Genomic DNA, 14,223 nt, shown 5'->3' with positions numbered 1-14,223 from the left:
ACTGCCCCGCCGGCCACCACCAGGGGCGGGCAGAGCTCTTTCCGGGCAAACGAGTTGGGGCGCGAGGGGTTACGCGGGACCCGGCGCGTTCCGGACCTCGCGCGCCGGTGGTCCGGCGCGTTACCGTGAACCACGTGCACAGTGAGCTGCCGGACGTTCCCGGCACCGTCCGGATGCCCGAGCACCGCGTCGCGATCAGCGAGCGCGGTTCCTTCTGCTTCGCGACCTGCAGCTGCGGCTGGTTCTCCCCGGCCCGGCGCTCCCGCGATCTCACCCGCCGCGAGGCCGACGACCATCTGACCGGCGGCGACGGCGCCCCGGGGTAGCCGCCGTCCCTCGGGCCCTACGCGGCCAGGTCGGACTCGGGCCGGGGTTCCTCGGCGCGGACCGCGCCGCGGCTCCCGCCGCCGCGCCGCCCGCGTCCGCCGCGCCCGGGGCCCCGTCCGCCGCCGCCGAGCCCGCCGCGCCGTCCGGCGCGGATCAGCGGGGCGAGCGGGGTGCGGGTCAGGGCGTGGCAGAGCGGGACGAGCACGGCCATCGCGATCGGCGCCAGCAGCAGCACCACGGCGACCGCCAGCGCGAAGCCGCCGATCACGTCGGTGGGGTAGTGGACGCCCATGTACATCCGGCAGAAGCCCTGCAGCAGGGCCAGGCCGCCGGCGATCCAGCCGAGCCGGCGGTTCACCAGGAAGAGCGCCACCGCGATGCCCATCGACATCGTGGAGTGGTCGCTGACGAAGGAGTAGGTGCCGGCCTTGCCCTCGACCAGCACCTCCAGGTCGGGGTGGTCCACGAAGGGCCGGGGGCGGTCCACGATCGCCGCGATCGGCAGGTTGGCGAGCTCGGCGATGGCGACCGACAGCGGGGCCCAGAGCAGCCCGGCGACCGCCACCGGGGCGTCCGGACGCCGTCGGGCCTGCAGCCAGCCGACCAGGCCCAGCAGCGCGAGGCCGATCAGGATGCCGTACTCGCCGACCCAGGAGACCAGGTGGTCCAGCCGGGCCGGGGCGTGTTTGGCCAGGCCGTTGACGGCGTAGAGCAGGCCGAGGTCGGGGTTGGTCGTGTCGGCAAGCGGCGTCGACACGCCGCACCTCCTTCTGGTCCGCTGCACCTGGATCGTTCCGGCCGTGGCCCGTCCGCCGTCGCCCAGGTCAGGGCGGCTGACGGAAGGCCAACGGACACAACGTCATAACCGACGGACAGCGTTCCACGGAAACGCGCGGTTATGGAAACTTGACTCAGCGTCCACGCCGCGCGCACACCGGCCGGGCGGTCGGGGATCAGTTCTTTGCGGGGGTTTGACCGGAACGGGCCGGTGCGCCGGTGGCGACCGCGGTGGGTCGGGCGGCCGGGGCCGCCTGTGCCACCTGGGCCGCCGGGGCGGAGGGGGTCGCCGGGGACGAGGGGGTGGGGGCCGGGTCGCCGGGGCGGCTCGGGGCGATCACCCCGCCGTCGGCGTTGCGGTTCGGCAGGGCCTGGGCGGCGTCCGAGGTCACCCGGGTGGCGCCGATGTACTCCTTGGTGTCGATCTTGTCGTAGCGGATCACCGCACCGGTGTGCGGAGCGTTGATCATGTACCCGCCGCCGACGTAGATGCCCACGTGGTGGATGGAGCGCGGGTCGGTCAGATCGGTCGCCCAGAACACCAGGTCGCCCGGACGCAGCTGGTCGCGGGACGGGTGCGGGCCCGCGTACCACTGGTCGTTGGCGACCCGGGGCAGGATGATGCCCACGCTCTCGAACGCCGCCCGGGTGAGCCCGGAGCAGTCGAACCGCCCGTTCTGCGATTCCAGCCCGTCACCGCCCCACAGGTACGGGGTGCCCAGCTTGCCCTGGGCGAAGTAGATCGCCCCGGCGGACTGTGCGGAGACCTCCACGGGCGCGCCCGGTGCGGCCGGCGCGGCGAAGCTGCGGGAGGTGGCCAGGATGTTCCGTACGTACCCCTGGGTCTCGCGGTACGGCGGCACGCCCTGGTACTTCGTCACCGCGCCCGGCCCGGCGTTGTAGGCCGCCAGCATGTTCGACTGGCGGTCGCCCGGGACCTTGGCGACGTAGGCGGCGAGCGCGCAGTCGAAGGTGGCCGCCGAGGCGATCGCGTCCAACGGCTCCCAGGGGTCCTTCCGGCCGTCGTTGTTGCCGTCCGTGCCGTACGCCGCCCAGGTGCCCGGCATGAACTGCGCCAGTCCCTCCGCCCCGACCCCGGAACGGGCCCGCGGGTCGAAGCCGCTTTCCTGGTACAACTGCGCCGCGAGCAACGGGGGGGAGAGATCGGGGCAGAGTTGCCCCCACTGTTCGATCGGCCCTTGGTACGCGGCCGGAACGGTTCCCGGGGAGAGTCCGGCGGCATTGCCGCGGCCCTGCGGAGTCCCGCTCGCCGCATACGTCCCGAACGTCACCAGCCCGATGAAGCCGACCGCGACAACTCCTGCGGCAGCGGCGGCCGTAGCGCCCTTCCGGAGTACCATCAGCACCATCCCGACGAATCGTCAGTCGAAGTGTCCCGGAAGGCGTTGCTCACCGCAATCATCAGAGATACAAAGAGTGAGCGCTATCCTTCGTACGGTGGACATCCTCGCGTACGTGTCCGATGCCTCACGACCAATCCGCGAGAAGCAGCCAAGTCGACATCAGATCTGGCCAAGAATAGGTACCGACCCTTCGCGCGGGCGGGGTCTGGGCCCTTGAATTTGCCTGATCGGGCGGTGAGATGGAAATGAACCAGAGCAGCGTGCACAGCATCGCGATCGGCCACCTGGCCGAGGACCCTCCAAAGAAGCCGAATATCGACACCATCATCGGCGGGATCGCCCCGGACTGGGGTCCGTTCGCGAGCCTCGGCTCGGAGGCCCGGGTGATGGTCGAGGTCGTCATGGCCGTGGCGATCCTGGCCTGCCTCGGGCTCGCCGTCTGGGGTGCGGCCAAGCAGCGGATCGGCGCCACCGCGATGCGTGACAGTTTCGGTGCCGAACAGGGCAAGGGACTGATCATCGCCGGCCTGACCGGCGTGTTCATCATTGGATCACTTGGCACTCTGTTCACCATTGTGTACGGCATGGCGATCTGACGATCGGGCAGCGCGGGCCGGACGGACGGAACGGACAGTCGGGGCGGAGCCGACGGCGCCCATGGGGCGGACCGTCATGACGCGCCGGCGGACGGCGCGGCATCCTTGCCGGTCGACCTGTCCGATCGTCTGACCGTCCGACTGCCGGACCGTCCGACCGGGCATCCGTGCATGCCCGGCGCCACGCCGGGAATCCATCCACCACCCCTTCCCTCCCGCCCGCCCACGGTCGGAGGGGCCCCCGGAGCCGCCCCCGGCTCCCCGCACCAGGAGGGCCGCCGTGCCGTTGTCCGACGACCAGCCGCACACCCGAACGCGGCTGCCGGTCGGCGAACAGCCCTCGTCGCAGATGAGCGCCCGTCAGGCGCGCCCGCTGCGGACCCTGCTGACCGTCCTGGTGGTCGTCACGCTGCTCGTCCTGGCGATCTCCATCGCCAACCGGGGCAAGCCCGACCCCGGCACCACCGCCACCGGACGCTCCGCCGACCGGGCCGCCGCGGCCACCGCCACCTCCGGCGCGGGCCCCGCGCCCAGCGGGGACCAGCCGGTGACCGCCACCGTCAACGGCATCGCCGCCGGCTTCCCGCACACCGACCAGGGTGCCCAGTCCGCCGCGGCCAACTACGCCGTGGCCATCGGCTCCGCCGACATGTTCCGCACCGACAGCCGCCACACCATCGTCACCACCATCGCCGACCCGGCGGCCGCGCAGACCCTCCAGTCCCGGCTGGACCAGGGGTTCGGCGCCGACACGGTGGCCCGCTACGGGCTGGACGCCCAGGGCCGCGCGCCCAAGGGCCTCACCTTCGTCAGCCGCACCGTCCCGGTCGGCGCCAAGGCGGTCGGATACACCGACACCGAGACCAAGGTCGAGGTCTGGTGCGCCGGTCTGACCGGCCTGGCCGGCGAGCGCTCGGTGCAGCCGGTGCTGGCGAGCTGGTTCACGCTCACCCTCGATCTGCGCTGGACGGGTGGCGACTGGAAGCTCACGGACTACGCAAGCCGGCAGGGGCCCGCGCCCATGCCGGGCGACGAACAGGCCGCCACCGCCGAGGAGATCACCGGCGCCGTCCAGCAGTTCGGGGGTTTCCGCTATGCCCGTTGACCTGACCGCCGACCAGTCGGCCGGCCGCCGAGCGGGGCGCGGGGGGACCGCCGCCGGCGGTGCCGTCCGGCCCGCCGTCCGCCGCGCGGGGACGCTGGCGGGAGCGCTGGCGACCGTGCAGCTCGCGGCGCTGCTCGCGGCGCAGCGTGTGTTCGCCGAGCCGTCCCCGACGGGGACGGCGACGCCCTCCCCGTCGGCCACACCCAACGCGAGCTGTCCCGATCTCCCCATCTCCGGCAACGGCATTCTGTGTGTCGACAAGCCGGGCGGCGGGGCGTCGCTGCCCGGGAGCGGGACGGTCGGGACGGTGACGGATCCGCTGGGGGCGTTGGCGAAGGGGTGTGCGCAGGCGGCGGTGTGGGTGGTGCGGAAGTTGTCGGGGGCGATCGACGGGACGACGGAGGTGGACTTCACCAACGCGTCGTTCCTGCAGCAGTACGCGGTGGTGTTCGCCGCGTCGACGGTCGTCACGCTGGTGCTGTGGCTGCTCGCGGTGACCAAGCGGGCGGTGCGCGGGGCGCCGTTGACGACGGCGATCTCGGAGGCGATCGGGTTCCTCTGGCTGACGGTGGTCGCGTCGGCGTTCACGCCGTTGATCCTGTACACGGTGGTGAGCGCGACCGACGGGCTGACCAAGGCGATCGCGGTGGGGACGAAGTCGGACACCGGGACGTATCTGGGCGGGTTCGCGGACACCCTGGAGAAGGGTGACATCGGCGGCGGGCCGCTGATTCTGATCATCACCTCGCTGGTGGCCGTGCTGGCCGCGGCGGTGCTCTGGATCGAGCTGCTGATCCGGGCGGCGATGCTGTACGTGGGCGCGCTGCTGGGGACGGCGGTGTACGCGGGGCTGGTGGACAAGCAGTTGTGGAAGCACGTGCGCCGCTGGGCGGGGGTGATGCTGGCGGTGGACCTGGCGAAGCCGATCATCGTGATCATCCTCGGGCTGGCCGGTGCGGTGTCGGCGGGGGCGGGGGCGAGCGACGACTTCGCCCGGGTGCTGTCGGGGCTGGCGATCCTCTTCCTGTCGATCTTCGCGAGCGCCGCCGTCTACCGCTTCGTGCCGGGCTTCGGCGACGAGATCATGAACATGCGCCATGCCCGGGCGAGCGCGGTGTCCGCCGGGTCGGCGATGATCAACGGGACCGCGAACTTCATGCGGCAGGGCATCAGCACGCACGGCGACCGCGGCGCGCCGGGCGGCGGGGGCGGTGGGGGTGCCGGCGGCGGTTCGGTCGCGCCGGGCATCGCCGCCCACGCGTCCAGGGCGCCCTCGACGCCGCCGCAGGCCGGGCCGCCGGCCCAGGCCACGGGTCCGGTCCGCGACAGCAATCCAGCGAAGGGAGGGTGACGGGTAAGTGAGCAGCGAACCGCTCGGCCAGTACGGGGCCCAGTACGCCCAGCCGTACGTGCACCAGCGCCGCACCTACCTGATCGGCAAGGCCCGCCCGAACGCGCCGATCGGCCGGAACCGGGAGTCCGGCGAGATCGTGCTGATCATCTTCGGCGCGTTCCTCGGCATGCTCTGGGGTCTGCTGATGCCGGTCCTGCCGTTGCGCATCGCGGGTCTGGTGGGTCTGCCGGCGCTGGCGATCGCGGCCGTGTACGTGCCGTACCGGCGTCGGACGTTCTACAAGTGGGTGGAGATCAACCGCACCTACCGGCGGACGGTCCGCAGCGGGCGGGCGGTGTGGAAGTCGGACGCGGTCGACGCCGGGACGCGGCTGGACGGCCGTGAGGTGGAGATCGGCCCGCCGCCCGGGGTCGGGCGGCTGCGCTGGCTGTCGGCGCCGTTCGGGCCGGACGAGGTCGCGGTGCTGATGCACCTGGAGCGGCGCACGGTGACGGCGGCGATCGAGATCGAGGGCCCGGGTGTCGGGCTGCGCGACTCGGAGGACCAGGAGGCGCTGGTCGACCGGTTCGGGACGCTGCTGAAGCACGTCGCCAACGGGGACGGCTTCGTGACCCGGCTGCAGATCCTGGCCCGGACCCTGCCGGCCGACCCGGACGCGCACGCCAAGGACGTGGAGCGGCGCGGAGACCCGGGCGCGCCGCACTGGCTGCAGGACTCGTACGACCAGTTGCAGTCGATGGTGTCGACCTCGTCCGAGCAGCACCGGGCGTACCTGGTGGCGTGCATGCACTACACCCGGGACCTCGCCGCCGAGGCGCACGCGATGGGGCGGACGGCCACCGGCCGGCGGGCCCGGGACGACGAGGGCCTCGCCTCGGTGATGGCCCGCGAGCTGACCGACATCTGCGCCCGGCTGGCGGAGGCGGACATCCGGGTGCGGCAGCCGCTGGGCCAGGCCCGGCTCTCCTCGCTGCTGCACTCGATGTACGACCCGGACCATCCGATCGACCACATCCAGGCGATGTCGAGGCGCAACGCCTGGCCGGCCGAGCTGGACGCCACGCACCCGCAGCTGCTCCAGGCGAAGACCCGGGAGTCGGCGACCCGGGAGCCGTGGTGCCACGCCACCGCGTGGATCAAGGAGTGGCCGCTGACCCCGGTCGGCGTCAACTTCCTGGCGCCGCTGCTGGTGCACACCCCGGACGTGATCCGGACGGTGGCGGTGACGATGGACCTGGAACCGACCGATGTCGCCATCGAGCGGATGCTGACCGAGAAGACCAACGACGAGGCGGAGGCCAGCCGCGCCGCCAAGATGAACCGCACGGTCGACCCGCGCGACCTGGCCCACACCGGCCGGGTGGACCAGCGGGGCGACGACCTGGCGTCCGGCGCGGCCGGCGTCAACCTGGTCGGGTACATCACGGTCTCCTCGCGCAACCCGGACGCGCTGGCCCGGGACAAGCGGACGATCCGGGCCTCGGCCGGCAAGAGCTATCTGAAGCTGGAGTGGTGCGACCGCGAGCACCACCGCGCGTTCGTCAACACCCTGCCGTTCGCCACCGGTATCCGCCGCTGAGCGGGTCCCGGCCGAGCGACTGATCTGGAGGCCCCGTATGGCGATCGGCAACCTCACCGACGCGTTCACCAGCCTGGCGTTCGGCAAGGTGGAGACCACCCGGCTGCCGGTGCGCACCTCGACCGGCCAGGCGCAGGCGGTGTACCTGCCGACCGCCGCGCCCGGGCTGGGCGACTCCGGGGTGATCATCGGACGGGAGGTGTACAGCGGCAAGGGGTACGTGTACGACCCCTTCCAGCTGTACGGCCAGCAGCTGCCCGCCCCGCACTGGCTGGTGCTGGGGGAGTCCGGCAACGGCAAGTCGGCGCTGGAGAAGACCTACGTGCTGCGCCAGCTGCGGTTCCGGGACCGGCAGGTGGTGGTCCTGGACGCGCAGGGCGAGGACGGGGTCGGCGAGTGGAACCTGATCGCGAACGCGCTGGGCATAAAGTCGATCCGGCTGGACCCGATGGCGGCCAGGGACGGCGGGGTGAAGCTCAACCCGCTGGACCCGGCGATCACCCAGACCGGGCAGCTGTCGCTGCTGCGGACCATCGTCGAGGTGGCGATGGGGCGGGGTCTGGAGGAGCGGGCCGGCTTCGCGCTGAAGGCCGCGCACGGGCACGTGGTGGCGACGGTCCGGGACCGCCAGCCGGTGCTGGACGACATCATCGACACCCTGCGCAGCCCCGACCTGTCCTCGGTGGAGTCGCTGGGGGTGGCCGTGGACGAGGTGCAGTCCTGGGGCCTGGACGTGGCGCTGGTGCTGGACCGGCTGGTCGACGGTGACCTGCGGGGCATGTTCGACGGGTCGACCACCGACGGCATCGACCTGGACGCGCCGCTGATCGTCTTCGACCTGTCGCACATCGACCGCAACTCGATCGCGATGCCGATCCTGATGGCGATCGTCGGCGTCTGGCTGGAGCACACCTGGATCAGGCCGGACCGCAAGAAGCGGATCTTCCTGGTCGAGGAGGCGTGGCACATCATCAACAGCCCCTTCGTGGCGCAGCTGTTCCAGCGGCTGCTGAAGTTCGGCCGCCGGCTCGGCCTGTCCTTCGTGGCCGTGGTGCACCACCTGTCGGACGTGGTGGACGGGGCGGCGGCCAAGGAGGCCTCGGCGATCCTCAAGATGGCCTCCACCCGGACGATCTACATGCAGAAGGCCGAGGAGGCGCGGGCCACCGGGCGGGTGCTCGGCCTGCCCCGCTGGGCGGTGGAGATCATCCCCACACTTTCGCCGGGCATCGCGGTCTGGGACGTCAACGGCAACGTCCAGGTGGTGAAGCACATCATCACCGACGCCGAGCGCCCACTGGTCTACACCGACCGGGCGATGACCGAGGACGCGGTGGCCGAACGGGTGCGCGCCGACCACCAGTTGGCGGCCGAGCCGGGGATCTGAGGCCGGAGCCGGCGGGCCCGGGGCGCGGTTCCGGGCCCCGGGCCCGCGCCGTGGGGCGCCGGTTCGGGTGCGGTGCGGGGGACGTCGCGGGGGCTGGAGTCCGACGACGATTCGTCAGTAGGTAACCCTGTCGTTACGTCCAGGGGCCTGACAGCTACGCGCGTTGACCCTAGGCTGCACTCGCGCAACGACACTCGTCTCGCGCGCCCGGGCCTGTCCACAGCTGGGCGCTCTCACAGGTGCAGGGGACCCCCTACATGCTCTCCGTCAGAACCCGACGGTCTGCGTTGGCCGTCGTCGCCGCCGCCGGCCTCGTCGGCACGGTGGCCATGCCGTCCGCGGCCCAGGCCGCGACCGCCAAGAAGCCCAAGACCGTCAACCTCCAGTTGCTGGCGATCAACGACCTGCACGGCAACCTGGAGCCCCCGGCCGGATCCTCCGGCACCATCCGGGAGATCGACCCGGCCACCGGCCAGCCGGTCAGCACCCCGGCCGGCGGCATCGAGTACCTGGCCACCGCGCTGCGCCAGGCCCGGATCCCCGCGGACGACTCGATCACCGTCGCCGCCGGCGACCTGGTCGGCGCCTCGCCGCTGACCTCCGCGCTGTTCCACGACGAGCCCACCATCGAGGCGCTGGACAAGCTCGGCCTGGACGTCACCTCGGTCGGCAACCACGAGTTCGACGAGGGCTCCGCCGAGCTGCTCCGGCTCCAGGACGGCGGCTGCCACCCGACCGACGGCTGCTACGAGGAGGGGCGCACGTTCAAGGGCGCCAACTTCAACTACCTCTCGGCCAACGTCACCAACGAGAAGACCGGCAAGCCGCTGCTGGCCCCGTACTGGGTGACCAAGTCGCAGGGCGTGAAGGTCGGCTTCATCGGCGTCACCCTGGAGGGCACGCCGAACATCGTCACCGCCGAGGGTGTCAAGGGCCTCAAGTTCGCCAACGAGGTCACCACGATCAACAAGTACGCCGCCGAGCTGAAGGCCAAGGGCGTCAACTCGATCGTCGCGCTGATCCACGAGGGCGGCCTGCCGGCCAGCAGCACCTACAACTACGACTGCGGCGCGGCCGGCGAGGGCATCTCCGGCCCGATCGTCGACATCGCCAAGCGGATCGACCCGGCGGTCGGCGCCATCGTCACCGGCCACACCCACAACGCGTACGCCTGCACCATCCCCGACCCGCAGGGTGTGCCGCGTTCGGTGACCAGCGCCGCCTCCTTCGGCCGGCTGTACACCGAGATCGACCTGAAGCTCGACAAGACCACCGGTGCGATCGTCCGGCCGTCGGTCAAGGCCGAGAACCACATCGTGCGCCGGACCGTCGAGAAGGCTCCGGACATGACGGAGCTGATCGCGCACTACTCCAAGCTCGCCGCCCCGATCGCCAACCGTCCGCTGGGCTACATCGCCGCGGACATCAACGGCCGTGGCAACAACGACCCGGAGAAGCCGCTCGGTGACGTCATCGCCGACGCCCAGCAGGCCGGTCTCGCGGCCGCCGACAAGGGCGGCGCGCAGCTCGCCTTCATGAACCCCGGCGGCATCCGCTCCGACCTCGTCTACAAGCAGAGCGGCGCCGAGGGCGACGGCGTGGTGACCTACGGCGAGGCGTTCACCGTCCAGCCGTTCACCAACATGATGCAGGTCAAGACGCTGACCGGGGCCCAGCTGATCCAGCTGCTGCAGCAGCAGGTGAGCGGCTCCAACGAGGCCTCGCCGAAGATCCTGCAGCCGTCCAAGGGCCTGGTCTACACCCTGGACATGCGCAACAAGGGCGCCGACCGGGTCGTCGTCGACTCGATCCGCCTGAACGGCGCGCCGATCGACCCGGCCGCCAAGTACCGGGTCGCGGCCAATGAGTTCCTGGCCGGCGGCGGCGACGGCTTCCCGGCCTTCGCGGCCGGCACCGACAAGCTCGTCGGCGCCTCCGACCTGGACGTCTTCGCCACCTACCTCGGTGCCAACAGCTCGGCCGCCGCGCCGCTGAAGGCGCCGGCGCAGGACCGCATCAAGGTCATCGGCCCGGGCAGCGTCCTCGACTGAGTCGAGGGTCGCCGGCCGTGAGCCGGCCGGGGCGGGGCGCTGTCGGGGCGCCCCGCCCTTTTTTCGTGCCCGCGTTCAGGCTCTGCTCCCGGGTGCTCAGTCCGGGGAGGGGCCGCCGGGGAGCCGGACGGTGGCGAGTGCGCCCGGGCCGCCGTCCTGGGCCGGGCCGAGCGACACCTCGCCGCCGGCCTCCCGGACGCTCTGCGCGACGATCGACAGACCGAGGCCGGAGCCCGGGAGCTGGCGCGAGGACGGGGAGCGCCAGAACCGGTCGAAGACGTACGGCAGCTCGTCCTGCGGGATGCCGGGACCGTGGTCGCGGACGGTCAGCACGCCCCCGTCCAGCCGGACCGCGATGGTGCCGCCGGGCGGGCTGTACTTGACCGCGTTGTCCAACAGGTTGATCACCGCCCGCTCCAGTCCGGCGGCGTCCGCGTGGACGTACCAGGGCGCGGTGGAGGTCTCGAAGACCAGTCCCGGGCCGCGCAGCTTGGCCCGTTCGACCGCCCGTTCGGCGATCTCGTGCACGGCCACCACGGAGAGCGTGCGGACCGGCTTCGGCGAGTCCGGGCGGGAGAGCTGGAGCAGGTCGCCGATCAGCAGGGTGAGCTCCTGCATCTGGGCCTTCATGTTGCCGAGCAGCTTGGTGCGGGTGGCGGGCGGGAGCGGCCGGCCGGTGTCGTCGCTGCGGATCAGCAGGTCGACGTTGGTGCGCAGCGAGGTGAGCGGGGTGCGGAGCTCGTGGCCCGCGTCGGCGATCAGCCGGGTCTGCCGTTCGCGGGAGTTGGCGAGGGCGGTGCTCATGGAGTTGAACGAGGTGGAGAGCCGGGCGATCTCGTCGTCACCCTGGACGGCGATGGTGGTGCCGACCTCGTCGGTGCGGGCGATGTGTTCGACGGCGTCGGTGAGCTGGTCGACCGGCTTGAGGGCGGAGCGGGCGACCAGCCGTCCGGCGACGGCGGCGAGGATGATGCCGCCCAGAGCCACCCCGCCGAGCAGGAAGGCGAGCTGGCGGAGGGATTCCTCGACGGACTTGGTCGGGGCGGCGACCATGACCAGCGTGGGCTGGCCGGTTTCGAGCGTGGCCCCGGTGATCCTGATCATGGCGGGATCGCCGTTGGTGTAGCGCCCGTCCCGGATCAGGACCTGATTCGGGGCGAGGTGCAGTGCCCGGACGTCGCCGGGGTCGAGGACCATCGCTCTGGCGGCCGTCAGGGGCAGGCAGACCAGGGACGATTGGCCGACAACGACGAACTGGGTGTCGCGGGGCGCGGAGAGGTTGGCGGGCGGGAGCTGGGGCGAGGCCTGGACGTTCTTCAGGGCTGCTTGCGGCGTGGTGGCGCAGTCCTTGAGGTTGAGGCGGGGCAGCGGTCCGCGCACGTCCTCCAAGTCGCTGCGAACCACGTCGTACATCCGCTCCTCGACGATGAACCAGCAGGCCAGCGCCGAGGCCGCGATCGCCACCGCGACCGCCGCCGTAGTGAGGAAGGTGAGTCGGCTGCGCAGGGAGCGCGCGCGGTACCAGGTGCTCAGCCGGCCGCGGCGGCGCGGGATGCGCGGCGGGGCGAGCGGCGGCGGCGGGACGGTGGGGCTCACGCCGCGGTGCCGGCTGCCGGGCGGAGCGCGTAGCCGACCCCGCGGACGGTCTGGATGACCCGGGGCAGGCCGCCCTGCTCGGTCTTGCGGCGCAGGTACATCACGTACACGTCCAGCGAGTTGGAGGAGGGCTCGAAGTCGAAGCCCCAGACCGCCTTGAGGATCTGCTCCCGGGTGAGCACCTGGCGGGGGTGGGCGAGGAACATCTCCAGCAGCATGAACTCGGTGCGGGTCAGTTCGACCGGCTGGCCGGACCGGGTGACCTCGCGGGTGGCGGTGTTCATCCGCAGGTCCGCGAAGGCCAGGACGTCGGTCTCCTCCTCGACGGCGGCCGCCCGGGCGGCGGCCTCGTTGGCGAGCGCGTTGCGCCGCAGCAGGGCGCGCACCCGGGCGAGCAGCTCGTCGAGTTCGAAGGGCTTGGCGAGGTAGTCGTCGGCGCCGACGTCGAGGCCGGTGACCCGGTCGCCGACGGCGTCGCGGGCGGTGAGCATCAGCACCGGGACGGTGTCGCCGCGCGAGCGCATCCGGCGGACGGCGGTGAGGCCGTCCATCCGGGGCATCATGATGTCGAGCAGGACGAGGTCCGGCCGGTCGCGCTCGACGGATTCGAGGGCCTCGTAGCCGTCGGTGGCGGTGGCGACCTCGTAGCCCTCGAAGACGAGGCTGCTCTCCAGGGCGTCCCGGAGGGCGGGTTCGTCGTCGACCACGAGGAGCCGGGCGGTGGTCTGCTGCCCGTGCTCGGCGGGGGTGCGGTCGTCGGCGGACGGGGTCATCGGCGGTGGCCCTTTCTGGTGGCGGGAGGCCCTGCTCGGGTCAATTGTCGGACGTGCTCAGACGTTCTGGCCGGACTGCAGCTCGGGCAGCACCTGCTTGATGGCGTCGATCGGGATGGCGAAGCCGAGGCCGACGCTGCCGGCCCCGCTGCCGCCGGCGGTGGCGCTCGATCCGCTCGGCGAGTACATCGCCGAGTTGATGCCGATGACCTGCCCCGAGGCGTTGATCAGCGGGCCGCCGGAGTTGCCCGGGTTGAGCGCGGCGTCGGTCTGGAAGGCCTGGTAGGTGGTGGTGCTGCCGCTGCTCTGCGGGGCGTTGCCGCGCAGTCCGGGCAGGTTGGGGAGGCCGAAGCCGCCGTTGCCGCTGGTGGTGCCCTCGTCGAGCTGGACGGTGACCTCGCGGTGCTCGGCGCTGATGATGCCGGAGGTGACGGTGCCGGTGAGGCCCTCGGGGTTGCCGATGGCGACGACCGGGTCGCCGACCGCGACGGCGGAGGAGTCGCCGAGCACGGCGGGGGTGAGCTGCTTGGCGCCGCTCGCGGTGATCACGGCGGCGTCCAGGCTCTTGTCGGTGCCGGTGAGAGTGGCGGTGGCGGTGGAGCCGTCGTGGAAGGTGACCGTCATCCGGCCGCCGTCGGCCGCGCCGGAGACCACGTGGTAGTTGGTGAGGATCTGGCCGCCGGCGGTGAGCACCACGCCGGTGCCGGTGGCGGTGCCGTTCGCGGTCTGCACCGTGATCTGGACGACGCTGGGCGAGACGGCGGCCGCGACGGCGGCGACGTCGGCGCTGCCGTCGGAACGGGCGACGACCGGGCTGGCGACGGTGCCGGTGCGGCTCACCGAGCCGTGGCCCTGGGCGGCGACGACGCCGCCGGTGACCCCGCCGAGCACGGCCGCGACCGCGGCGACGGCGGTGACCAGGGCGAGCCGCCCGCGCAGCAGGCCGCGCCGGGCCCGGTGGCCGGGGCCGCCGGACGGTGCCGGGCCGGCCGGCTCGGGCGGGAACGGCGGCAGCGGGGGAGGGGGCGGGGTGCCGGCGGCGGGGTGGGCGGCGCTGCCGTACCCGGTGCTGCCGTGCTCGGTGCTCTCGTACCCGGTGCTCTCGTGACCGGTGCTTTCGTGACCGGTGCGCTCGTACCGGCTGCCGCCGAGGACGGTGCCCGGGATGACCCGGTCCTCGTGGGACCCGGCCGGGTACTCGGACGGTCCGTCGTTCGGGCCGTCGGTGCGGTGCTGCCACTGCTGGTGATCGCTCATGGCGACCAAGCTCCGCCCGGTGGATGAGAATCCGGTGAGAGTGCGCTCAGAAGGGTC

12 protein-coding genes are annotated in these 14,223 nt (G+C 72.4%); 7 read left to right on the top strand and 5 right to left on the bottom strand.

Annotated features, from left to right (window positions below; all coding sequences use genetic code 11):
- Positions 1–134 precede the first annotated feature (134 nt).
- Positions 135–326: a hypothetical protein gene (locus tag ACW14Y_RS19775; RefSeq protein ID WP_380305933.1), complete on the top strand. Its 192-nt coding sequence runs from the start codon at positions 135–137 to the stop codon at positions 324–326.
- 17 nt (positions 327–343) lie between these two features.
- Here ACW14Y_RS19775 and ACW14Y_RS19770 read toward each other — a convergent pair whose 3' ends face one another.
- Together ACW14Y_RS19770 and ACW14Y_RS19765 are read right to left on the bottom strand one after the other, a co-directional pair.
- Complete coding sequence (locus ACW14Y_RS19770; protein WP_456987898.1) at positions 344–1,084, bottom strand: phosphatase PAP2 family protein; 741 nt, start codon at positions 1,082–1,084, stop codon at positions 344–346.
- Between the two features lie 196 nt (positions 1,085–1,280).
- Positions 1,281–2,465, bottom strand: a complete 1,185-nt coding sequence (locus tag ACW14Y_RS19765; protein WP_380389609.1) for a C40 family peptidase — start codon at positions 2,463–2,465, stop codon at positions 1,281–1,283.
- A 248-nt stretch (positions 2,466–2,713) separates the two neighbouring features.
- Between ACW14Y_RS19765 and ACW14Y_RS19760 the strand changes: the two genes are divergently transcribed.
- The 6 genes from ACW14Y_RS19760 to ACW14Y_RS19735 all read left to right on the top strand — a co-directional run bounded on the left by ACW14Y_RS19760 (position 2,714) and on the right by ACW14Y_RS19735 (position 10,540).
- Positions 2,714–3,064, top strand: a complete 351-nt coding sequence (locus ACW14Y_RS19760) for a hypothetical protein (protein WP_045941228.1) — start codon at positions 2,714–2,716, stop codon at positions 3,062–3,064.
- Positions 3,065–3,344: 280 nt separating this feature from the next.
- Positions 3,345–4,169: a hypothetical protein gene (locus tag ACW14Y_RS19755; protein WP_456987896.1), complete on the top strand. Its 825-nt coding sequence runs from the start codon at positions 3,345–3,347 to the stop codon at positions 4,167–4,169.
- A complete protein-coding gene (locus ACW14Y_RS19750) occupies positions 4,159–5,520 on the top strand; it encodes a hypothetical protein (RefSeq protein WP_380389569.1) in 1,362 nt (453 codons plus the stop codon). Before ACW14Y_RS19755 ends, ACW14Y_RS19750 begins: the two co-directional genes overlap by 11 nt.
- A 7-nt stretch (positions 5,521–5,527) precedes the next feature.
- A complete protein-coding gene (locus ACW14Y_RS19745) occupies positions 5,528–7,102 on the top strand; it encodes an SCO6880 family protein (protein WP_266270273.1) in 1,575 nt (524 codons plus the stop codon).
- Positions 7,103–7,139: 37 nt separating this feature from the next.
- Positions 7,140–8,489 (top strand): ATP-binding protein, encoded by a 1,350-nt coding sequence (locus ACW14Y_RS19740; protein WP_266270272.1) that lies wholly within the window; start codon positions 7,140–7,142, stop codon positions 8,487–8,489.
- A gap of 257 nt (positions 8,490–8,746) precedes the next feature.
- Positions 8,747–10,540: a bifunctional metallophosphatase/5'-nucleotidase gene (locus ACW14Y_RS19735; protein WP_456987893.1), complete on the top strand. Its 1,794-nt coding sequence runs from the start codon at positions 8,747–8,749 to the stop codon at positions 10,538–10,540.
- Between the two features lie 96 nt (positions 10,541–10,636).
- On the opposite strand, the gene ACW14Y_RS19730 is transcribed toward ACW14Y_RS19735, so the two are convergent.
- Genes ACW14Y_RS19730 through ACW14Y_RS19720 form a run of 3 tightly spaced genes read right to left on the bottom strand, consistent with a single transcriptional unit; the run spans position 10,637 to position 14,166 of the window.
- Positions 10,637–12,136 (bottom strand): sensor histidine kinase, encoded by a 1,500-nt coding sequence (locus tag ACW14Y_RS19730; protein WP_456987891.1) that lies wholly within the window; start codon positions 12,134–12,136, stop codon positions 10,637–10,639.
- The gene (locus tag ACW14Y_RS19725; protein ID WP_380305946.1) at positions 12,133–12,909 is read right to left on the bottom strand and encodes a response regulator transcription factor; all 777 of its coding nucleotides are present in this window, start codon (positions 12,907–12,909) and stop codon (positions 12,133–12,135) included. The genes ACW14Y_RS19730 and ACW14Y_RS19725 overlap by 4 nt, the downstream gene beginning before the upstream one ends.
- Positions 12,910–12,966: 57 nt before the next feature.
- Entirely contained in the window at positions 12,967–14,166 is a 1,200-nt protein-coding gene (locus tag ACW14Y_RS19720; protein ID WP_456987889.1) for a S1C family serine protease, read from the bottom strand.
- Positions 14,167–14,223 lie beyond the last annotated feature (57 nt).

This window comes from Kitasatospora sp. cg17-2, from assembly GCF_054031055.1.
This window is presented reverse-complemented; position numbering and strand designations above follow the sequence as displayed.

Excerpts from the sequence above, each read along its gene's own strand:
- ACW14Y_RS19725 (WP_380305946.1), bottom strand. The coding sequence starts at position 12,909 with ATGACCCCGTCCGCCGACGACCGCACCCCCGCCGAGCACGGGCAGCAG.
- ACW14Y_RS19765 (WP_380389609.1), bottom strand. The coding sequence starts at position 2,465 with ATGGTACTCCGGAAGGGCGCTACGGCCGCCGCTGCCGCAGGAGTTGTC.
- ACW14Y_RS19720 (WP_456987889.1), bottom strand. The coding sequence starts at position 14,166 with ATGAGCGATCACCAGCAGTGGCAGCACCGCACCGACGGCCCGAACGAC.
- ACW14Y_RS19735 (WP_456987893.1), top strand. The coding sequence starts at position 8,747 with ATGCTCTCCGTCAGAACCCGACGGTCTGCGTTGGCCGTCGTCGCCGCC.
- ACW14Y_RS19760 (WP_045941228.1), top strand. The coding sequence starts at position 2,714 with ATGAACCAGAGCAGCGTGCACAGCATCGCGATCGGCCACCTGGCCGAG.
- ACW14Y_RS19750 (WP_380389569.1), top strand. The coding sequence starts at position 4,159 with ATGCCCGTTGACCTGACCGCCGACCAGTCGGCCGGCCGCCGAGCGGGG.
- ACW14Y_RS19740 (WP_266270272.1), top strand. The coding sequence starts at position 7,140 with ATGGCGATCGGCAACCTCACCGACGCGTTCACCAGCCTGGCGTTCGGC.